The sequence below is a fragment of the Mesorhizobium sp. P2_D6 genome (assembly GCF_056404315.1).
The window spans coordinates 125555-145177 of sequence record NZ_JBFUEG010000011.1 but is presented as its reverse complement, the minus strand read 5'-3'; the positions used below and the strand labels follow the sequence as shown (position 1 = coordinate 145177).

The window sequence follows — 19623 nt, the reverse complement described above, 5'->3', positions numbered from 1 at the left end:
CGACACAAAGCAGATTTCAACGACCTGAAACAAAGGGGAATCGCATGATCAAACGGCATCTGCTCAGCACCATGTTTGCCCTGCTTCTGACATCCTCCGCGCACGCGGCTGATATCAAGGTCATCAATGACGACGCCTGGTTCGCCGAAGGTCCGATCTGGTACCAGGACAAGCTCTTCTACGTTGAATATGGCCGCGGCACCGTGGACGTATGGGACGGCAAGAAGAACGAGATTTTCTGGAAGATGGATGGCTGTGGTCCTTCGGCGGTGGTGCCGACGACGGCCGGCGAGTTCCTGGTCACCTGCTACGACAGCAACTCCATCGGCCGCATCTCCGCCGACGGCAAGACGCTGCCGGCCTATGACAAGGACGCGGACGGCAAGCCGTTCAGCGGGCCGAACGACTTCGCGCCCGACAAGGATGGCGGCATCTATTTCACCGGGTCGGGCAAGGGCGGTCCGCTCATCGACGCTTCGGCCTATTACATCGGCAAGGACGGTAGCGTGAAGAGGGTCGCCGGCGACCTGCACAATGCCAACGGCCTCGTTATGTCGAATGACGGCAAGATCCTCTATCTGGTCGAGACCGAGGACAACAGGATCATCGAGTTCGATGTCCAGGCCGATCACAGCCTGAACAACCGGCGTGTCTTCCTGCGCCTCGACGATCTCTTCCCCAACCAACCGCACATCTGGCCCGACGGCATCAAGATGGACAAGGCGGGAGAGATGTATATCGGCCAGAGCCCGCGCTCGCTGGAGGCGCCAGGCAAGATCATCGTCGTCGACAAGGATGCCAAGCTGCTTCGCACGCTTTCGGTGCCGTCGCCGTCCATGCCGAACTTCGCCTTCGGTCCGGACGAGAAGGCGCTCTATGTGATGGCGCTCGACCAGATTGACGCGGCACCCTGGCACGGCAAGGTCTACGAAGTTCCGAACAAATAGGCGTTCGCGGTTGCCGCCGGCTCAGCCGCCGAAGCGATCCAGCCAATGCTGGGCGAGGTCGGAGCGGCGGCAGATCCAGATGTCCGGATTGTTCCTGATCTTGTCGAGGAAGCGAGCGAGGCCGATCATGCGGCCGGGCCGTGCGGCGAGCCGGCAGTGCAGCGACACCGTCATCATGCGCGGTGTCGTCTGTCCTTCCGCCAGCAGCCAGTCCACCCCGTCGCTGACATAGTCGAAGAACTGGCTGCCGGTCTCCAGGCCGGAGCCGCGTGAGAAACGGCTGTCATTGTTGTCGAAGCTATGCGGCACAACCAGATGTCGCTTGCCATCGACGTCGACGAAATAGGGCAGGTCGTCATTGTAGTCGTCGCAGTCGAACAGGAAGCCGCCATGCTCGGCCACCAGGCGCCTGGTGTTCAGGCTGGGCCGGCCGGTGTACCAGCCGAGCGGGCGGATGCCGGTAAGCCTCTGCACTGTATCGACGGTCATGGCGATGTGATTGCGCTCCTCCGCCTCGCTCAGCGGCGCGTAGTCGATCCAGCGCCAGCCATGGCAGACGATGTCGCTGCCGAGCTCGGCGATCGCCTTGCCGGCGGCCGGGTTGAGTTCCAGCGCCCGCCCGACGACGTAGAAGGTCGGCACGATGCCTTTGTCCCGAAACAGCGAGGCGAGCCGCCAGACGCCGACGCGCGAGCCAAATTCGTAGAGCGATTCCATGTTGCGGTTGCGCAGGCCGGGCACCGCCGGCGACACGGCCAGATCCGACAGGATCGTCTCGGAAACACCGTCGCCCTCGTCTATGCTGTACTCAGCGCCTTCCTCGTAATTGACGACGATGTTGAGCGCCAGCTTGGCGCCGCCGGGCCACGCGGCTGCCGGCGGTTTTTCGCCGTAGCCGATGAAGTCACGGGCCGGGACATAGGACATCGGTGAAGTCTCCTCGTGATCGCTAAATCAACCGCCGCGCTGGTCGGTCAGGATGCGCAGCGCCCGGTCCATCATGTCCTGCGGGCCGACCGTTGCGCGCAGGCAATCGGTCAGGCCGTAGCCGCCGAGGTTGCGCACGATGATGTCGGCTTCGCGCAAGGCGGCATCGGCAGCCACAGCGGCGGCGGCATTGGCGAAGCGGATCAGCACGAAATTGGTCCGGCTTTCAGGAACGCCGTAACCGGCGGATCTGAGGTCCTGCGCGAAGCGGTCGCGGATCGCGGCGGTGCGCGCCACGGTCTCGCGCATATAGGTCTGGTCCTCGATTGCCGCGACCGCCATGGCGAGGCTTGGCGTGGTGACCTGGTTCGAGTTCTGCAGCTTGCGCACTTCGGCCGCGACTTCAGGCGGAAATAATCCCCAGCCGACGCGCGCGCCGGCCAGCCCATAGGCTTTGGAAAGGCTGCGCAACACGACGGTATCGCCGCGTGCGACCAGCGCAAAGACAGGTTGAGGATCCTGGTCGTCGAACTCGCCATAGGCCTGGTCGATGACCAGCAGCACGTCGCCGCGCAAGGCGGCGCGTAGGCGCAAAAGTTCGGCATTGCGGATGCGAGTGCCGGTCGGATTGCCGGGATTGCAGACGAAGACCATCCGTGTCGCCGGCGTGACGGCGGCGAGGATGCTGTCGACGGACACGACGAAGTCGCGTTCCGCCACCTTGACATAGACGGCATTCGCGCGCGCCGTGGCGGAGGCCGCGAAATTATAGGCGTAAGCGGTGGCCAGCACCTCGTCGCCAAGGCCGGCGAATGCCGCGATGGTGCAGCTGATCAGGTCCATCGAACCGGCGCCGCACAGGATCAGCTCGCGTTCGACGCCATAGGCTCGCGCGATGGCTTCGCGCAGCACCGTCCAGTCCGGATCGGGGTAGAGATGGCTGCGGGCGATCGCGTCCTGGCCGGCGGTAATCGCGTTGGGGCTTGGCGGAAAAGCGCTCTCGTTCTGGGCAAGGGTTGGCTGGTCATAGCCGCCAAAATTCGCCAGCGCGAAGGCCGACATAGCCTCGATATGGGCGGCGGCTTTCAGCGGCATGCCCGAACAATCCTGATGACGCTCATTTCCCCCGAATTGCCTCCGTCGGACCGGCTTTCGAGCAAGCTACAAGCCGCCGGCCCGTTCACAAGCAAAAACTCGCCGCGCAATGGCTGCGAAATCCTGGCCCTTCTGTCTGCGGCAATCGCATTCGCCGGCGTCAATGGTTGCAAACAAGCCGGCCAGGTCCGAAATATCGGACACAGACCAGATCCGGAAACGGCATGCATCCAAGATTGCTCAAGACCTTCCTCGCCGTGGTGCGGCACCGCAATATCACCCGCGCGGCGCGGGAGGTTCATCTGGCGCAGTCGAGCGTCAGCGACCAGATCCAGTCGCTGGAAAGCGAACTCGGCGTCGCCCTCTTCACCCGCTCGCGGCAGGGCCTTGACCTGACGACGGCCGGCGAGGCGCTGAAACCCTATGCCGAAGAGATCCTGCAACTGGCGGAAGAGGCGCGAATTGCTGTCGAGGCAAGGACGGGAACGACCGCCGCGACGGTGACGGTGGGTGCACTGGAGACGATTGCCGCCGTGAAACTTCCGCAATGGCTGGCGGCCTTTCAGGGCGATCACCCGGAGATCGGTCTGCGATTGAAAATCGCCGGCAGCAATGTTCTGCTGCGGCAGCTCGAAGAGGGCGAGATCGACGTTGCTTTCTGTTTCGACAAGGGCGGGCTCGATGAGCGTCTGGCCCGGCGCACGATATCGCCAGAGCCGCTCGTCCTTGTCGCGTCCGCCGAGAATGCCACCGCATCAGGACAAGGCGATCTGGCCGCGCTCGCCGCGATGCGTTTCGTGGTGACGGAAACCGGATGCGTCTACCGGCATCTGTTTGACACAGCGTTCGCCGAGACAGGAATGGCGGCGCCGAAACTTGCCGCCGAAGTCGGCAGCATCGGCGCCATTGCGAGCCTGGTGGCGACTGGTATCGGCATGGGCCTGGTGCCGCGGCTGGCGGTCGCCGAGGCGCTCGATCGCGGCGAGATTGTCGAGCTGCCTTGGCCGGGTTCAGCCCAAGCAGCCTCCCTGGTCATGATCTGGCGCCGCCGCCGGGTGCAGCCGCCGGCGCTGAAGCTGCTGCTGGCGGCAGCGGGTGAGACTTTCGCGCCGGTCAGATCAGCCGGTGACCGCCCTCGACATGCAGTATCGTCCCTGTCGTAAAGCCGTTGCCCATCAGGAAGGCGATAGCGTCGGCGATGTCGTCCGGTTGTCCGACACGCCCGACCGGCAGCCGCTTGGCCATGGCATCAAGCGTTTCGTCCTTCTTGTCGCCGGCAACGAAGTGCCAGATCGGCGTGTCGACCCAGCCCGGCGAAACGGCGTTGACGCGGATCGGCGCCAGTTCGACCGCCAGCGCCCGCACCAGCCCTTCCAGCGCCGCATTGACGGCGGCGACAACCGAGCCGCGCGCCGCTGGCCGGTAGGCGGCGATTCCCGAGGTGAAGGTGATGGAGCCGTTGGCCGAAAGCTTCGGCGCGCCATGTTTGGCAAGCAGCAACGGCCCGTAGAATTTGCTTTCCACCACCCCCTGCGCGGCCTTGAGGTCGACTGAAGGCAACAACTCGTAGGCACCTTCAATATCGGCGGCGGTGCTGACGATATGGTCGAGCCGGCCGATCCGGTCGAACAGGTCGGCGACCTGATGTTCTTCGGCGATATCAGCCGCGATGGTGTTCAAACCGGCAGGGTTCCGCAGCACCTCGCTGGCGCGCTTCAGCTTTGCTTCGTTGCGTCCGACGATGATGATTTCGGCGCCTGAGTCCAGGCAGCGCCTTGCCAGCGCCAGCCCCATCCCGGAACTGCCGCCGACGATGACGATCTTTGATTTAGCGTTGTTCTTGTCTGCCATGTTCCGTTCCGATCCTAATCGTTTCGGGCGAGATTTCGCAGGCCGGCGGCAGGAGTGGAAACGGAAGAAAACGATAGTGCCATCGGAGGCTCCGATGGCAGTTGTCGCCAATGTCGGCAGTCCGGTCAGTAGCCGACGGTGAAGCGCTGGCGAATATGCGCCGGCTTTTCGATCTCGTCGGTCATGACGATCGCATAATCCTCGAAGGAAATGCTGCTGCCCTTGTCGGACGTCAGCAGCGTGTCCTTGCCGATGCGGTATCTGCCGGTCCGCTCGCCGGCGAGGAACAGCGCCGACGGCGACAGCAAGGTCCAGTCGAGATCATCGATCGTCCGCAGCGTGTCGAGGAAGTCGGCGCCCTTCTGCGCCTCCGCCTTGTAGATCGCAGGGAAAGTCGGTGTATCGACCAGGCGCTTGCCCGGCGCGACGTCGAGGCTGCCGGCGCCGCCGACGACCAGGTAGCGCTTGACGCCGGAGGCGCGCACCGCTGCGATCAGCGTGTCCGGATCGCTGTCGAGGAAATGCACCGCGCTGATCACAGCGTCATGCCCCTTGATCAAGGCGGCGAGGCCGTCTCTGTCGAAGACATCGCCCTTTTTGGCGGTCACGCCCGGCAGCGCGGCGATCTTGTCTGGATTGCGGGCGATGGCGGTGATCGTGTGGCCGCGGTCGGAGAGCTCTTTCAGCAGGCGCGAGCCGACCTGGCCGGACGCGCCGATGAGTGCGATTTTCATGGGTTTTCCTTTCGCCATTCGTTGCTCCGATACATGGCAAGGCCACGGCTTGCGAAAAATAGCGATCAATCATACAAACTGTCTGATTAGATCGGACAATGAGTGAGCTGTGACCGAGCTTCTGAACCTCAACCGGCTCGTCTACTTCACCACCGTGGTCGAGACCGGCTCCTTCACAGCCGCCGCCGACCGGCTCGATGTCGCCAAGGCAGTGGTCAGTCATCAGGTCGGCAGGCTGGAGCAGGAACTGGGCGCGACGCTACTGCGCCGCACGACAAGGCGCGTGACGCTGACGGAGGAAGGGCGCCTGTTCTACGACCGGGCGGCCATAATCCTGCGCGAGGCCGAAGCCGCCTATGGCGACATCTCGCAGAGCGCCTTGAAGCCAACCGGGATGCTGCGGCTGACAGCGCCGCTCGACTACGGCGAGAAGGTGGTGGCGCCGACCATCGCCGCCTATCTCAAAAAATATCCGAAGATGCGGGTCGAGACGATCTTCGACGATGCCGTCAGCAATCTGGTCGACGAGCAGATCGACCTCGGCATCCGCGTCGGCTGGCTGGCCGATTCCAGCAATCTGGCGCGGCGGCTGGGAAGCCATGAACAATTCGTCGTTGCCAGCCCGGAACTCGCCGCCGGGCTGCCGCTTGATGCCAGCCCCAGGCAGGCGAAAGCGCTGCCCTGGGTCGGCAATGCCCAATTGCGCGGCATCGGCCAATGGCTGTTTTCCAGGGAGGCGGAGACGGTGGTGGCCGAACTAAATCCGGTCGTCAGCTGCGACAAGACTCCCGGCGTGCTGTCCTGCGTGCTGGCCGGCATTGGGCTAGGCATCTTTCCGGATTACAGCGTCGCCGACGATCTCGCCCGAGGTCGCCTGGTGCGGGTGTTCGCGGACTGGACCTTGCCGTCCGGCGGCATCCATGCCGTCTTTCCGCCGGCGCGCTTCAGGCCGGCCAAGGTGCGTGCCTTCGTCGACCTGCTCGTTGCTGCCGAAAGGCGGCGGGCGCGGAATGCTGTTGCGGGCTGATTGTTACGCCAGCCGGCAATGCCGCCAGGGAACCTTTGTTCGGCCGGCGCTTTTGGATATGCTGCGATTCCGAACCGTCAGAAGGGTACTGCCGATGACCACCAAGATCCTTGCGACCTGGGCGCTCGTCCTCGCGGTGGGCTGCAGCCTGTCCAGCACGGCCATCGCCAAGGAAAAGCACCGCCATCGTCAGCCGGAACCGGAGCAACGCTACGTTCCCGCCCATCGCGACCTGATCTACGCTCTGTTCGGCGGCCCGCGTTACTATGACACAATGCTGACCACCACGGCCGCCGGCGCCTGCTCCTACAACCGGGTCGGACCGGACGCGAATGCGCTGAACAAGATCAACGACCACCATTGCGGGAAATAGGCGGAGCGGACGGCTTCCCTAAGGCAGCGGTTCCAGCGCCGGCCATCGGTGCGAAACAGGTGGCAAGCGGCCGGCGCGATGTCGAGCGCGATCGGGCTGTGCAGTGCGGTAGAGCGCGCAGGACCTGGAACACCATGGCGAGGCCACGTTCCGACGGATCGATGTCGTTGGCGCGCACGCCATCAATCAGGAGATCGCCCGCGCTCCCTGGCATCAGCGGTCGCGCCGCTGTCCTAGTCGTCCTGCGCCATCGCCAGTGCCAAACCCGGCTCACCTTCCCACAGGATCAGGCTGGCGGCGCCGATCAGCCCGGCACGGTCGCCAAGCTCGGCGCGCACGATCGGCACGTCGCGGTAGGCCGGCATGGCCCGCTGCTGGACGACCGCCGCGATCGACGGCGCCAGCAGGTCGAAACCGTTGGAAAGACCGCCGCCCATGACGATTAAATCGGGCGAATAGAGGTGCAGCAGGTTGGTGAAGCCGATGCCCAACCATCTCGCTTCCGCCTCGATCAGCTCGAGAGCGTTGGCGTCGCCGGCCTGGGCTGCCTCGACAACATGCCTGGCCGAGACGTCGCCATCATTCGACAGCCGTCGCAGCTGCGAACCGTCACCCGCTGCGGTCAGCCGCGTGGCGCGACGTCCGAGCGCGGTTCCCGAAGCAACAGCCTCGAAGCAGCCGATGGCGCCGCAAAAGCAGCGGTCGCCTTCGCCGGTGATGGTCATGTGGCCGATCTCGGCCGCCAGCCCACGCCTGCCGTGATAGATGTGGCCGTCGGCGACGACGCCGCCGCCAATGCCGGTCGACACGGTGACGAACACCAGCGATCCACTGCCGCGTCCGGCGCCGAAACGCCATTCGCCGAGCGCCGCCGCGTTGGCGTCGTTCTCCAACCGCACCGGCAAGCCGAAATGCTGCCCCAGAATGTCGATCAGCGGCACGTCGTGCCAGCCCGCCAGCGTTGGCGGCGCAATCACGATCCCCGCCTTGGGGTCCAGCGGCCCCGGCGCACCGACGCCGATGCCGGCAATTTCGGCCTGCGGACTTTGCGCTATGAGATCGCCGGCGAGCGCAATGATCTGGCCGATCACCGCTTCCGAGCCCGAGCCCGCCATCGTTGGCGCCGAAGCATGCGCGACGACACTGCCGTCGCTTTCGACCAGCGCGCCGCGCAGCGCCGTGCCGCCGAGATCGAAGGCGAGCGCAAGCTTGCTCATCAGGCGGCGACCTCCAGCCCGTGCAGCCAAGCCATGCGCCGCGCGAGGTCGGGGTCGCCGAAGGCCAGTGAGCCCAGCACCACGGTCTCGGCGCCTGCGGCGAGCAGCAGCGGCACCGTCTCGTGGCGGATACCGCCATCGGCGGCGAGCACGATGTCGGCTTCACGGCCGGCTTTGCGCATCAGCGCGCGCGCCTCGATCAGGCGGGGGCAGGCTTGTTCCGATAGGCTCTGGCCCTTGACGCCAATAGAAGTGCCGAGCAGCGTCACGAACGCCACTTCAGAAAGGAAAGGCGTGATTGCCGCGACCGGCGTTTCCAGCCGCAGCACCAGGCCGGCCTCGGCGCCGAGCTCATGCGCCAGTTTCACAGCGCGCAGGCCAGCCTCGCCATTTTCGGCATGGACGCTGATCAGGTCGGCGCCGGCCTCGATGAATTGCCGCGTCTGCGCCTCGACGATCTCGGCTTCGACCATCAAATGCACATGAATAGGCTTGGCCGTCAGCTTGGCGATGCGCGCCACCAGATCCGGGAAGAACAGGAAGCCCGGGGTGAAGCGGGCGTCGGCGACGTCGATGTGGTGAATGTCGGCATGGGCCTCGATGCGCTTGAGATCGCGCTCCATATTGGCGAGATCGGCCGACCACAGCGAGAACTCGCCGATCAGACGGTTGCGCGGCAAGGCGGCGATTGCGGCGGGGCCGGACAGGGATTTGCTCGTCATGATCGAATGAGGCTCCGGAAGTTGCAGTTCGAAAAAATCATCGTCTAAGCTCCGTAGCCGCGCATGGTCTGGCGGTTGGTCTTGACCGCCTTGGCCGGATCGGCAGCCGCAGTCTCGGACTCCTCCTCCAGCACCAGCCAGCCGTTGAAATTGGGGGCAGCGCCGGCGATCTCGATCACCTTCGCCGTGTCGCAGACGCCCTTGCCGAGCATCGCCCAGGTGCCGCTCGCATCGACGTCCTTCAGATGGACATAGCGGATGCGGTCGCGATAGGTGGCGAGCGTATCCGCCATGTCCTGATGGCCGCGCAAGATGTGGCCGGTGTCGGGCACCCAGCCAACCAGCGAGGCGTCGATCAGTCCGAAGATGCGGTCATAGTCGGCGCGGTCGAACAGCAGCGTGTTGTGGTGCGAGCTCGGATGCACCGCGACCTGGACGCCAGCCTTGCGCCCGAGCTCGCCGGCCTTGTTGTAGACCTCGGCGGCAATGGCGAACTTGTCGTCACGCAGTCCGTCGGAGACGACGGTGGCTGAGCCCATCGACACCAGCGCGCCCGGAAAGGCTGCAGCGAAGTCGATCCAGCGTTTGGCGGTCTCGAGGTCGGCGCCGATCTGATCCTGCAGCGTAAAACCGCTCTTCGAACCGAACGCGAAGGAGACAAGCGTCAATCCAGACGCATTCAACGCGGCCGCGAATTCCGCAGGCTTGCCGGCATAGCGGCCGATCATCGTGTCGGTGATCTCGATGCCGGCATAGCCGCCATCAGCGATCGCCTTGAGCAGATCGTCGGGGCCGCCGGCAAAACGGTCTCCGAGCATTTCCCAAGTGAAGGTCTGGCAGCCGACTTTGAGGTCTTTCACGTTCATCCTTTCATTCCTTGACATCCTACTTGACCGAGCCTGCGGTCATGCCGGCGAGGAAGAACCTCTGGGCAACGAGGTAGATGACCAAGAGCGGTAGCGAGCCGAGCACGCTCATCGCCATCATCTGGTTCCATTCGAAGGCGTGTTGCCCCATCAACAGCTGGATGCCGATCGGGACGGTGCGCATGGACGTTGACTTCGTCAGCGTCAGCGCAAAGAGAAATTCGTTCCAGCACAACAGGAAGGTGTAGACCGACGTCGCCACGATACCAGGCAGTGAAATCGGGACGATCACCCGCCAGAGTGCGGTCCAGCTGGTGCCGCCGTCGACAGCCACCGCTTCATCGAGATCGCGGGGCAAGGTGTTCAGATATCCCGTCATCAGCAGGATCGCGTAGGGCAGCGTAAACACCAGGTAGGTCAGGATCAGCGCGACATAGGTGTCGAAGATGCCATACGAGACGACAAGCCCGAAGAAGGGGATCAAAAGCGTGATCGGCGGGATCGTCTGCGTGCTGATGATAAGCGTGTTGAGACTGCCCTTGCCGCGGAAATTGAAACGGCTGAACCCATAGGCCGCCAGCAAGGCGATCAGCACCGTCAGCACGGTCACCGCTCCGGCCACGAAGTAGCTGTTGAAGAAGAAGCGCAGCTTTACCGGGTCACCAAGGATGGCCGCATACGCTTCCAGCGTGAAGGCCTTCGGCAGGACGGTTGGTGGCAGGGCAAAGATTTCGGTATTCGACTTGAACGAGCTGCTCAACATCCAGTAGATCGGGAAGGCCGCGAAAAAGAGCCCTGCGGCAAGCGCGACATGGAGCGCAACGGTGATCAGCCTGTCTTTCGGCGTGTGCTTTTTCCTCATAGTGACTACCGAGCCTTTTGATAGCGGATGTAGAACAGCGTCAGACCGAGAGAGATCAGCAGGATGACCACGGCGCTCGCCGACGCTTGGGACAGGTTGTAGCTCGAAAACGCCAGCTTGTAGGTGTAGGTGCTCAGCACCTCGGTCGAGTAGATCGGACCGCCGCCCGTCGTGATCCAGATCAACGGGAAAACCTGCATGGTCCAGATGAAATCCAGCAGCGAGATGCTGATGATGATCGGCATCAGCTGCGGGATGGTGATGAAGATTAGCTTCTGGTAGGCCTTCGCCCCGTCGATATCGGCGGCCTCGTAGAAATCCTTGGGAATGCCTTGCAGGCCCGCCAGCAGGCTGACCATGAAGAGCGGATAACCCGCCCAGATATTGGCGAGGGTGACGGCGTGCAACGCGGTCTCGGGCGAGGAAAACCATTCGACCTTGGAACCGATGATGCCCATCTGCAGGAGAATGCTGTTCACGACGCCGTTCGGCTCGAGCAGCAGGCGCCAGATCACCGCGATAATCACCGCGGTGAACAGCCAGGGCAGTATGTAGAGCACGCGCAGAATATTGCGCAGCATCGGATTGATGCGGTCGCTGTTCAGCATGAGCGCGAAGATCATGCCGATGGTCATGTGGAAAATGACACTCATGCATGTGAAGTAGAGCGTGTGCCACAGCGATGCCCAGAACACCGGATCGGCAAAGATCGCCTGGTAGTGTTTCAGTCCGGCAAAGGATGGGTCACGACGCAGCACCGCGCTGTTCTGGAACGAATAGCCAATCACCGTCACCATCGGCAGCAGCATCAGAAGCCCGATTATGAGCAGCGAGGGCGACAGATAGAGGTAGGGTGCGACCGCTCGTTTCAGCTTGTGGTGGGAGCGCTTTTGCCGGGTCATGTGCCAACCTTGGGATACGCCTTCAAGAGAAGGTAAGCTTCAAAAACAGGTCCATCTCAAATTGCCCATCCGTTGGTGCCGGGTGGCCTGCCCGAAGTCAGGCCACCCGGTCGAAGAAACGGGAACAGGCCGATCAGAATTTCGCCATCCAGCCCTTCTGGGTGGCGGCGGCAGCCTGTTCCGGAGACTGCTCGCCGGCGAGCATCTTCTGGGCTTGCACGTCGAATTGGGTCATCAGGTCTTCAGCCACCGGCAGGCCCGTGAACTCATTGGCGAGATAACCGGTCTTGAAGATTTCAAAAGCCTTGGCGAAAGCCTTGTCCGAGGTCACGAAATCGGGCTTGGCGTTGACGTTGCCCGGGAAGGCGTTTGCTAGCGACACGAGCTTGGCGTTCACCTTTTCACTCATCAGGTATTGGACGAGTTTCCAGGCCTCTTCCTGATGTTTCGAGGCGGCAGAGATACCGATGCCCCAGGAGGCATAGGGAAGGCCGCGCTTGCCCGTATAGCCCTCCACGACCGGGACCGGGATGAGATCGAAGTTCAAGTTCGGATTGCGCTTGCGGATGAGGTTCACATGCGCGAGCGAGTCGATCATCATCCCGACCCGGTCGTTGACGAATTCCTCGACCTTTTCCTGTTCGGTCTTGGTGGCGATGCCGGGCGAGATGGTGCCCGCGTCGTTCAGCGATTTGACGAAGGTGAGCATATCGACGACCGGCTTGCCCTCAAGAGCCGGCTTGCCGTCCGCCATCATCGACTGACCCGATGCCCAGACCCACGACATCATGTCGTTCTGGACGCCGGACGGCGTTTGCAGCGACAGCGGCAGCACCCAGCCATACTGGTTCTTGTCGGCATGGGTCATCTTCTTGGCGGCTTCGAGAAACTCCGCACGGGTCGACGGCAGCTTGGTCACGCCTGCCTGGGCGGCGAGGTCCAAATTGACGAAGACAGGATAGACGAAGGAAGCGACGGGAAACATCACCGCCTTGCCGTCCACCTTGATGATGTCCGCGACTTGGGCTTTGTCGAACTTGCTCGCATCCATCATCGGGTTCATGTCGGCCAGCGCACCCTGCGCGTTCAGATTGTTCACCCACGCGCCGTCGAGACCGACGACGTCGCTAAGCGTTCCAGTTGCGGCACCAACCGAGATCTGGTCTCGCGTGGTCGCATAGGGGCCGCTGACCAGCGTCACTTTGATTCCGGGGTTTGCAGCCTCGAAGTCATTCATGATTGCCCTGAGCGATCCGGCCGGCAATTCAGGCTCCCACCATTGGGTAAATTCCAGCGTCGTGTCCGCCATGGCGCTGGTTGCGCCAAGCAACCATGCGGCCGCGGCCATTTTCAGCATCGCGGGTTGTATCCGAAACATCACTTTCTCCTCCTTCTTCAAGATCGACCGCACAATGCGGACGATCGCCTGTTTTGTTCAGAAGCCTTTTTTCAAGTATCTTCCGCAGGCACCTCGCTCCCGCCCGCGGTCTTCCACAGATCTTCAGATCGCCAGGTGCGTTTCAGGATCGAAGAAATGGAACTTGGCATCATCCACGGCCAACCGGATTTCCGAGCCGGAGCGGACGGCGCTGATCGGCTCGAATCTCGCCACCGCGTTCGATGCCAGGCCGAAATCGTCCACCGCGTCCGGATCGCCGGAGTCCACCCGGACCGCGTCGATGTTCAGGTGGACGATCTGTTCAGAGCCGAGTTCTTCGATCGAAGTCACCTTCGCGGGTATCGTCTGATACTTGCGACCGGATTCGAGGCTGCTGTCATAAAGATCCTCCGGCCGGATCCCGAACACGACCTTGCGCCCCTCATACGACCGCAAGCCCGGCCTGCGCACGAAGGCTGCATCCTGCAGCCGGACGGCGAAGGTGCCTGACATCAGTTCGTCGCCCGTCAGGGTCGCCTCGAAAAGGTTCATCGAAGGAGAGCCGATGAAGCCGGCAACGAAGGCGTTCACCGGCGATTCATAGAGCCTCTTGGGTGTGTCGACCTGCTGCAGCACACCGCCTTTCAACACCGCGACCCTGTCCCCCATCGTCATCGCTTCGATTTGGTCGTGGGTCACGTAAATGGTCGTTACGCCGAGCTGCTTTTGCAGGCTGGTGATTTCGGCGCGCATTTGCACACGCAGTTTCGCATCCAGATTGGAAAGGGGTTCGTCCATGAGAAAGGCGGCCGGCTCACGCACCATGGCGCGGCCCATAGCAACCCGTTGACGCTGTCCGCCTGAAAGGTTCGCGGGTTTGCTATCCAGCAAAGAAGTCAGCTGAAGGGTTTTGGCGATCTCGTCCACGCGCTTCTTGCGCTCGGCCTTCGGCTTGCCTGCCAGCCGCATCGAAAAGGCGATGTTTTCGGACACCGTCATATGCGGGTAGAGCGCGTAGCTCTGGAAGACCATCGCGATGTCGCGGTCCTTGGGCGGCATGTCGACGACGTCGGTACCGCCGATCCGAAGGCTGCCGCTGGTGATGTCCTCCAGTCCCGCGATCATCCGCAACGCTGTGGATTTGCCGCAGCCGGAAGGCCCGACGAGAATCAAGAACTCGCCGTCCCTGACCGACAGGTTCAATTGGTCGATTGCGTGAAAATTGTTCCCGTATGTCTTGCAGATATTCTCAAGAACGACTTCTGCCATATTCCTCTCCTCCACAAGTCTAAGCCACTGATTTTTATGGTGTCCTCGGCTTATGTTCACCTGCGAAATATATCCTCGGATGGGTCGGGCTATGTTCCGGTATCGAGTTGCGCATATTTCAGTTCGACTGCCGACGGCGCGTTCGTCGACGCCAGGAGCTCCGTGACCTGGTCGGCGGTCGGAAGCGCCTCGCGCCCGCCACGCCCCGTTGTCGAAAAGGCCGCCGCCGCGGCAGCGAATGCCACCCGGCCGGCGGTATCGGCACCGCGCGTCAATGCATAGGCATAGGCGCCATGAAAGCAGTCACCCGCGCCGGTCGAGTCGACGACCGCAACCCGGTGCGGGGGCAGGTGCCAAAGCCCTGTCTCGTCGCGTCCGCGATAGTGGACGCCCTTGCCGCCATCGGTCAGAACCACGGCGGACCGCGACGGCAACCACAATGCATCGAGTATCTCGGCGGGCGATCGGCACCCCGTGGCAGTCCGCGCAAAGCCGAGTGGAAGAATGAGATGGTCGCAGAGCGCGATCAGCCTCTCCGTGGCTGCGCCGCTGCTCCATTCGATATCGCCGAGGATCGCAAGGCCGAGATCGCGAGCCCGAGCCACGACATCCAGCGACCGGATCGCATAGCTATCGACGATCAGGACGGTCGCGCGGCTGAGGATATCGTCCGGAAAGTCCGGAGCGGTGCCCAGCGTCGCATCGTCGTCATACGCAATGAACCGTTCCCCGTCCGAGCCGACGGTGATCCGCGAGCGCACCGGGCGCGCGTCGGGATGGCACGGCGCGAATGCGGTTTCAACACCGCTCGCAACGAGATCGCGCAGCACGGCGTCGTCCGCGGCACTGCCCAGCCATCCGACGAACCCGGCGGTTCCGCCGAGCCGCGCGACGGCGGCCAGCGCCGTCGCGACATTTCCCCCGAAAGCGCGGGCACTTTGCAGAACCTTCCCCTTGCCTGCCGACAACGGCTGATCGACGTAGACGATGTCGTCGATCGCAATAGCGCCGAAGCCGAAGATCGAGGGGACGGTGGGCATCGTTCAGGCCCCCGCCTTCGCCAGGGCGTCTTGCGCCGAAAGGCCGTCATGGATGACGCCGCGAAAGGCAAGCGCTGCCTTCTCCGGATCGCCATGCCCCCAGAGATTACGGCCTACCACGGCACCGCGTGCGCCGGCACGGATGGCGTCCGCCGTCTGCTGAAGCGCGCCGAGCAGCGTATCGGTCTTTGGACCACCCGCGATCACAACCGGCACCGGGCAAGTCCGGACGGTCTCTCGGAACGACTCGAAATCGCCCGTGTAGCCGATTTTGATCACGTCGACGCCGGACTCGTAGCCGATGCGCGCCGCATAGGCGATCTCGTCGGGGGTGAAGACGATTTTTGCCCCGTCGGTGAAATCGCGAGGGTAGATATGCGCCACCACAGGCATGCCGTAACGGGCCGCCGCATTCACCGAATCGGTCAGCCAGCGTATGTATTTGCCCTCGGTCGCGCCGCGCACCGGAATGGCAACGGCCAACGCATCGGCCCCGGCGCGCACCGCATCCTCGGGCGTTGCGATCAACTCGCTGATGCGATCGTCCGCAGTGAAACAGCCCGCCTGAATCACCAGGGAAGCCTTGCCCGCATATTGCGGCCACAGATGGCGCGCGGTGCCAGGCTGGATGCTGACGTAGTCGGGTCTGCCCGCCATGACGCGTGCGAGCGCACCCGGCAGGTCGGCAAGGCCGCCTTTGCGCACGTCGCCATAGCCGACGAAGTGGTCGACCGCACCGCCAAAAAGGTTCCCCGATGGATGCGAGAAGAGGCGCGCTAGACGCACCTTGGTTCCTAGGCTCATGAGTGCAAAATTCCCTGATCGGTTGATTTCAAAATCCCGGACTCAGTGTTTCCGAAAGAAAAAAGAAAAACAATCTTTCGAAAGCTTTCGAATTTGCGTATTTTTGGTAAGGTGAGCCGAGGCCAGAGCGGTTGCCTGGCGCAGGGAAGCAAGGGCAGGGCAATGTTGTCGGAGCAGAGACGCCAATCCATCCTGGGTGAGGTGCAGCGCAGCGGACAGGTGCGCACGAAGGACCTGTCGGACGGGTTTGGCGTGTCGGAAGTCACGGTGCGTTCCGACCTCGAGATACTGGACCGCAAGGGATTGCTGACCAAGACCCGTGGAGGGGCGGTGACCCGGACCACCGATTCGACCACGGCCGCGTTCGCCCGGCGGATGCAAACGAACCTCGATGCAAAGAAGCGCATCGCCCGGGCGGCGGTAGACCTGTTCGAGGACAACCAATCGGTCATCTTCGACGGCGGCTCGACATTGATGCAGCTGGCCATGCAGTTACCGCCGCTCAGTAATGTCGTGGTCGCGGCCACGGCCATGAATATCGTGCAGCATCTTATGCATCGTCCCGGGCTCGACGTTCATATGATCGGCGGCCGGGTCTATCCCGACACGGTGAGCACGCTGATCACAGATGCCGATACGGCTCTCGGCGGCTTGGTAGCGCATCAGGTCTTTGTTGGAGCGCATGCGATAGACTCGTCACTGGATGTGGTCGACGTGAACGAAGACATGGCGCGAACGAAGCGAAACCTCGTTCGCATGGCCCGGCGCGTTGTCCTCCTCGCCGATTCGAGCAAATGGGGCGTCAGCGGGACCTCCAAGGCATTTTCGCTGTCGGCCGTCGATGTGGTGATCACCGACGATGGCCTGCCCGGTCCAATACGCAGCCAGCTTGATAAGATCGCGGCGAAGGTGATCTATGCCTGAACCCGTCTCGGTCTCTGACCGCGACGGAAAGATCTAATGCGCGCATGATCCACGGGCTTTGTATCGGCGGTCGGCCGTTTTTCATGACAGTCATGTTCTCCTCCTCAGGCTGGCGGCCTCCCAACGCTGCGCCAGAATTATCACATGCTCTATAAAAATTTTACGCGCGTCAACATTTAAAATCCTGTATAGCGGATTGTGAAGGTGGACCGCTGCACCCACGACGGTCCCCCAAGCATGCCATTGGCTTCGGAGGAAAAGCTGGAAATGCACGGAAAATCAAAGACAAAGCTCGGCATCGGTGTCATCGGCTGCGGCAACATTTCGATGACCTATCTGCGCAATGCAGCGCTCTTCGGCGGCGTCGAGTTGCGTGCCTGCGCCGACATTTCGGCTGATATGGCTGAACTCCGCGCCAGGGAATATGGCATCCGCGCGCTCGGCGTCGACGCGCTGCTCGCCGACCCCGATGTCGACCTCGTGCTGAACCTGACCATTCCGGCGGCGCATTTCGATATTTCGTTTTCAGCACTTTCAGCGGGCAAGCATATCTTCACCGAAAAGCCGCTGGCTACTACCGCCGCCGACGGCCGCCGGCTTGTCGACGAAGCAGCAAAGCGCGGCCTGCTGATCGGCTCGGCTCCCGATACTTTCCTAGGCGCCGCCGGACGCCGCGCCCGCCGCCTGATGGACGAGGGCGCCATCGGCAAGCCGGTGACCGGCACCGCCTTCATGATGGGACGCGGCATGGAACACTGGCATCCCAATCCGCAATTCTATTATCAGCCCGGCGGCGGTCCGGTGTTCGACATGGGTCCCTATTACCTGACCATGCTGGTCAATCTGCTCGGTCCGGTCGAGCGCGTCATGGCGATGGCGACGCGCGGCCAGGAGGAGAGGCTGATCACGGCCGACGGCCCGTTCAAGAACACGACGTTCAAGGTCGGCACGCCGACAAACATATTGTCGCTGCTCGAATTCCGCTCGGGCGCCACCGTCACCTTCGGCGCCTCATGGGACGTGTTCAGACATTCCAACCATCCGATCGAACTGCACGGCACCGAGGGCTCGCTCAGGCTGCCCGACCCCGACACATTCGGCGGCACGGTCTCGCTGTCGGCGTGCGGCGCCGACTGGGCCGATTTCGCCTGCGAGAGCGAGCTCTACGGCGCCCGCAACTGGCCCTATGCCGCGCCCGACCGCGCCAATTACCGCATGCTCGGCGTCGCCGATCTGGCGCGCGCGCTGACCACGGGCAGGAAGCCGCGCGCCTCGGGCGAACTCGCATTGCATGTGCTGGAGATCATGGAGGCGATCCTGGCTTCGGGCGAAAGCCGCGACTCGGTTGCCGTCAACGGCACGGTCGATCAGCCGCCGCTGCTTGGCGAGGAGGAAGCGGCAAGCCTGCTTGCCTGACGGCAGGTTGGTTCGTGACGACATCGCCGCTGACGCCATCATCGCGGTCGCCGCATGGCGCAGCTTCGACCCCGCCTTTGGAAGTGTTCAGGCCGACTGACGCATCACCAAGGCGGCGTCGAGGCTGACCTTCGGCGCGACGCTCGCTGTGTCCTCGTTGAGCAAAGCGAGCAGCGTCTCGACGCTGCGCCCCGCCATGGCGGCAAAATCCTGCGCGATGGTGGTCAGAGCGGGGCAGGTGTAGCGGCTCAGCGGATGGTCGTCATGGGCGGCGACGCGCAGGTCGCAGTCCGCCTTGCGGCCGACCTTCTTGCCTTGCGCGAAGGCTGCCGCCATCACGCCGAAGGCCAGGCGGTCGTTGGCGCACAGTATGGTCTTGCCCGGCAGGCCGCCAGCCCCGAGCATCTGTTCCATCTGCTCGTAGCCGATACGCTCGAAATCCCATGTATAGTCGCTTGTGTTGCCGATGACGACCGGCTCCTGGCCCAGCCGCTGCATGGCGCCGATATAGCTGTTCAGCCGCTCCGGCGAATTGTGGTTGACGTGCGGGATATCGAAATAGACCGGCGCGTCGCCGGAGCGACAGAGATAGTCGACGATGGTCGAAACACTCTGGGCGTTGTTGTTGCCGACGAAGGGTGCGCCGCCTTCGAGATAGGTGTCGAAATAGACGATCGGCATTGTCTGCGTCAGCTTCTCCAGCGCGTGGCGGTCCGAGCGCAAGCCAAGCGGCGCGATCAGCGCGCCTGAGACTTTCAGCGACAGGATGGTGCGCGTCGCCTCAACTTCGAGCTCGCGCGAACCGTGCGAGGAAATGACGATGGGCCAGTAGCCCTCGTCGCGCAGCCTGAGCTCGATGCGGCTGACCATTTCGGAATAGAAAGGATCGGCCACCGTCGGCACGACGATGCCGATGCTGCGGGTACGCTTGCGGTTGAGGTTGCGGGCAAACAGATTGGGCTGGTAATCGGATGAGCGCAGCGCATCCTCGATGCGCTTGCGCGTTGCCGGTTTGACGCTGGTCGGATCGTCGAAATATTTCGACAGTGTCGGCCTGGAGACGCCGCAAGAGCGGGCGAAATCCTCCATCGTCCTGTGCTTTGTCATTCGATCCCTCGTCTGGCGGACGCCAGAACCTTGGTCATCCCATGGCGTTGCCGACGGTCCTGTAGCCGACGCGCCGCCCCGCAACCTCAGACGAAATTTACAGGAAACTTCAGTCGTTTCAACGCGCAATGACAAATTATACCGTGCGTAAATGTAATCAAT

Annotated in this window: 20 protein-coding genes; 6 read left to right on the top strand and 14 right to left on the bottom strand. The window is 62.8% G+C overall.

What is annotated here, in order from left to right; all coding sequences use genetic code 11:
* The first annotated feature begins 44 nt into the window (after positions 1-44).
* Positions 45-947, top strand: a complete 903-nt coding sequence (locus AC1D1L_RS22755) for an SMP-30/gluconolactonase/LRE family protein (protein ID WP_477343696.1) — start codon at positions 45-47, stop codon at positions 945-947.
* Between the two features lie 21 nt (positions 948-968).
* On the opposite strand, the gene AC1D1L_RS22750 is transcribed toward AC1D1L_RS22755, so the two are convergent.
* Both AC1D1L_RS22750 and AC1D1L_RS22745 read right to left on the bottom strand, forming a co-directional pair.
* Entirely contained in the window at positions 969-1874 is a 906-nt protein-coding gene (locus tag AC1D1L_RS22750) for an allantoinase PuuE (protein ID WP_477343695.1), read from the bottom strand.
* Positions 1875-1901: 27 nt separating this feature from the next.
* A complete protein-coding gene (locus tag AC1D1L_RS22745) occupies positions 1902-2969 on the bottom strand; it encodes a pyridoxal phosphate-dependent aminotransferase (RefSeq protein WP_477343694.1) in 1068 nt (355 codons plus the stop codon).
* A gap of 224 nt (positions 2970-3193) precedes the next feature.
* On the opposite strand from AC1D1L_RS22745, the gene AC1D1L_RS22740 reads away from it, so the two are divergent.
* The gene (locus AC1D1L_RS22740) at positions 3194-4132 is read left to right on the top strand and encodes a LysR family transcriptional regulator (RefSeq protein WP_477343693.1); all 939 of its coding nucleotides are present in this window, start codon (positions 3194-3196) and stop codon (positions 4130-4132) included.
* Here the strand turns inward: AC1D1L_RS22740 and AC1D1L_RS22735 are convergent.
* Together AC1D1L_RS22735 and AC1D1L_RS22730 are read right to left on the bottom strand one after the other, a co-directional pair.
* The gene (locus AC1D1L_RS22735; RefSeq protein ID WP_477343692.1) at positions 4083-4820 is read right to left on the bottom strand and encodes an SDR family oxidoreductase; all 738 of its coding nucleotides are present in this window, start codon (positions 4818-4820) and stop codon (positions 4083-4085) included. The genes AC1D1L_RS22740 and AC1D1L_RS22735 overlap by 50 nt on opposite strands.
* 125 nt (positions 4821-4945) lie before the next feature.
* Positions 4946-5554, bottom strand: a complete 609-nt coding sequence (locus tag AC1D1L_RS22730; protein ID WP_477343691.1) for an NAD(P)-dependent oxidoreductase — start codon at positions 5552-5554, stop codon at positions 4946-4948.
* A gap of 109 nt (positions 5555-5663) precedes the next feature.
* On the opposite strand from AC1D1L_RS22730, the gene AC1D1L_RS22725 reads away from it, so the two are divergent.
* Positions 5664-6581, top strand: a complete 918-nt coding sequence (locus tag AC1D1L_RS22725) for a LysR substrate-binding domain-containing protein (protein WP_477343690.1) — start codon at positions 5664-5666, stop codon at positions 6579-6581.
* A 94-nt stretch (positions 6582-6675) separates the two neighbouring features.
* Positions 6676-6954, top strand: a complete 279-nt coding sequence (locus tag AC1D1L_RS22720) for a hypothetical protein (RefSeq protein ID WP_477343689.1) — start codon at positions 6676-6678, stop codon at positions 6952-6954.
* Positions 6955-7187: 233 nt separating this feature from the next.
* Here AC1D1L_RS22720 and AC1D1L_RS22715 read toward each other — a convergent pair whose 3' ends face one another.
* The 9 genes from AC1D1L_RS22715 to AC1D1L_RS22675 form a co-directional block, all read right to left on the bottom strand.
* Entirely contained in the window at positions 7188-8171 is a 984-nt protein-coding gene (locus tag AC1D1L_RS22715; protein WP_477343688.1) for an ROK family protein, read from the bottom strand.
* Entirely contained in the window at positions 8171-8893 is a 723-nt protein-coding gene (locus tag AC1D1L_RS22710) for a ribulose-phosphate 3-epimerase (protein ID WP_477343687.1), read from the bottom strand. The genes AC1D1L_RS22715 and AC1D1L_RS22710 overlap by 1 nt, the downstream gene beginning before the upstream one ends.
* Positions 8894-8937: 44 nt before the next feature.
* Entirely contained in the window at positions 8938-9759 is an 822-nt protein-coding gene (locus AC1D1L_RS22705; RefSeq protein ID WP_477343686.1) for a sugar phosphate isomerase/epimerase family protein, read from the bottom strand.
* A 19-nt stretch (positions 9760-9778) separates the two neighbouring features.
* Complete coding sequence (locus AC1D1L_RS22700) at positions 9779-10621, bottom strand: carbohydrate ABC transporter permease (RefSeq protein ID WP_477343685.1); 843 nt, start codon at positions 10619-10621, stop codon at positions 9779-9781.
* 5 nt (positions 10622-10626) lie between these two features.
* Entirely contained in the window at positions 10627-11523 is an 897-nt protein-coding gene (locus AC1D1L_RS22695; protein ID WP_477343684.1) for a carbohydrate ABC transporter permease, read from the bottom strand.
* 133 nt (positions 11524-11656) lie between these two features.
* Positions 11657-12901, bottom strand: a complete 1245-nt coding sequence (locus AC1D1L_RS22690; protein ID WP_477343682.1) for an ABC transporter substrate-binding protein — start codon at positions 12899-12901, stop codon at positions 11657-11659.
* 123 nt (positions 12902-13024) lie between these two features.
* A complete protein-coding gene (locus AC1D1L_RS22685; protein WP_477343681.1) occupies positions 13025-14170 on the bottom strand; it encodes an ABC transporter ATP-binding protein in 1146 nt (381 codons plus the stop codon).
* Between the two features lie 89 nt (positions 14171-14259).
* Complete coding sequence (locus AC1D1L_RS22680; RefSeq protein WP_477343680.1) at positions 14260-15210, bottom strand: PfkB family carbohydrate kinase; 951 nt, start codon at positions 15208-15210, stop codon at positions 14260-14262.
* Between the two features lie 3 nt (positions 15211-15213).
* The gene (locus AC1D1L_RS22675) at positions 15214-16014 is read right to left on the bottom strand and encodes a class I fructose-bisphosphate aldolase (RefSeq protein WP_352589140.1); all 801 of its coding nucleotides are present in this window, start codon (positions 16012-16014) and stop codon (positions 15214-15216) included.
* Between the two features lie 162 nt (positions 16015-16176).
* On the opposite strand from AC1D1L_RS22675, the gene AC1D1L_RS22670 reads away from it, so the two are divergent.
* Positions 16177-16938 (top strand): DeoR/GlpR family DNA-binding transcription regulator, encoded by a 762-nt coding sequence (locus AC1D1L_RS22670; protein WP_112566013.1) that lies wholly within the window; start codon positions 16177-16179, stop codon positions 16936-16938.
* A 267-nt stretch (positions 16939-17205) separates the two neighbouring features.
* Positions 17206-18354 carry a Gfo/Idh/MocA family protein gene (locus AC1D1L_RS22665; RefSeq protein ID WP_477343679.1) on the top strand — a complete coding sequence of 383 codons (1149 nt, stop codon included), beginning with the start codon at positions 17206-17208 and terminating at the stop codon, positions 18352-18354.
* Between the two features lie 87 nt (positions 18355-18441).
* On the opposite strand, the gene AC1D1L_RS22660 is transcribed toward AC1D1L_RS22665, so the two are convergent.
* A complete protein-coding gene (locus AC1D1L_RS22660) occupies positions 18442-19461 on the bottom strand; it encodes a LacI family DNA-binding transcriptional regulator (protein WP_477343678.1) in 1020 nt (339 codons plus the stop codon).
* Positions 19462-19623: the final 162 nt, after the last annotated feature.

Excerpts from the sequence above, each read along its gene's own strand:
- AC1D1L_RS22735 (WP_477343692.1), bottom strand. The coding sequence starts at position 4,820 with ATGGCAGACAAGAACAACGCTAAATCAAAGATCGTCATCGTCGGCGGC.
- AC1D1L_RS22740 (WP_477343693.1), top strand. The coding sequence starts at position 3,194 with ATGCATCCAAGATTGCTCAAGACCTTCCTCGCCGTGGTGCGGCACCGC.
- AC1D1L_RS22715 (WP_477343688.1), bottom strand. The coding sequence starts at position 8,171 with ATGAGCAAGCTTGCGCTCGCCTTCGATCTCGGCGGCACGGCGCTGCGC.
- AC1D1L_RS22755 (WP_477343696.1), top strand. The coding sequence starts at position 45 with ATGATCAAACGGCATCTGCTCAGCACCATGTTTGCCCTGCTTCTGACA.
- AC1D1L_RS22730 (WP_477343691.1), bottom strand. The coding sequence starts at position 5,554 with ATGAAAATCGCACTCATCGGCGCGTCCGGCCAGGTCGGCTCGCGCCTG.
- AC1D1L_RS22705 (WP_477343686.1), bottom strand. The coding sequence starts at position 9,759 with ATGAACGTGAAAGACCTCAAAGTCGGCTGCCAGACCTTCACTTGGGAA.
- AC1D1L_RS22700 (WP_477343685.1), bottom strand. The coding sequence starts at position 10,621 with ATGAGGAAAAAGCACACGCCGAAAGACAGGCTGATCACCGTTGCGCTC.
- AC1D1L_RS22710 (WP_477343687.1), bottom strand. The coding sequence starts at position 8,893 with ATGACGAGCAAATCCCTGTCCGGCCCCGCCGCAATCGCCGCCTTGCCG.
- AC1D1L_RS22750 (WP_477343695.1), bottom strand. The coding sequence starts at position 1,874 with ATGTCCTATGTCCCGGCCCGTGACTTCATCGGCTACGGCGAAAAACCG.
- AC1D1L_RS22665 (WP_477343679.1), top strand. The coding sequence starts at position 17,206 with ATGCACGGAAAATCAAAGACAAAGCTCGGCATCGGTGTCATCGGCTGC.
- AC1D1L_RS22720 (WP_477343689.1), top strand. The coding sequence starts at position 6,676 with ATGACCACCAAGATCCTTGCGACCTGGGCGCTCGTCCTCGCGGTGGGC.
- AC1D1L_RS22690 (WP_477343682.1), bottom strand. The coding sequence starts at position 12,901 with ATGTTTCGGATACAACCCGCGATGCTGAAAATGGCCGCGGCCGCATGG.
- AC1D1L_RS22695 (WP_477343684.1), bottom strand. The coding sequence starts at position 11,523 with ATGACCCGGCAAAAGCGCTCCCACCACAAGCTGAAACGAGCGGTCGCA.
- AC1D1L_RS22745 (WP_477343694.1), bottom strand. The coding sequence starts at position 2,969 with ATGCCGCTGAAAGCCGCCGCCCATATCGAGGCTATGTCGGCCTTCGCG.
- AC1D1L_RS22685 (WP_477343681.1), bottom strand. The coding sequence starts at position 14,170 with ATGGCAGAAGTCGTTCTTGAGAATATCTGCAAGACATACGGGAACAAT.
- AC1D1L_RS22680 (WP_477343680.1), bottom strand. The coding sequence starts at position 15,210 with ATGCCCACCGTCCCCTCGATCTTCGGCTTCGGCGCTATTGCGATCGAC.
- AC1D1L_RS22660 (WP_477343678.1), bottom strand. The coding sequence starts at position 19,461 with ATGACAAAGCACAGGACGATGGAGGATTTCGCCCGCTCTTGCGGCGTC.
- AC1D1L_RS22675 (WP_352589140.1), bottom strand. The coding sequence starts at position 16,014 with ATGAGCCTAGGAACCAAGGTGCGTCTAGCGCGCCTCTTCTCGCATCCA.
- AC1D1L_RS22670 (WP_112566013.1), top strand. The coding sequence starts at position 16,177 with ATGTTGTCGGAGCAGAGACGCCAATCCATCCTGGGTGAGGTGCAGCGC.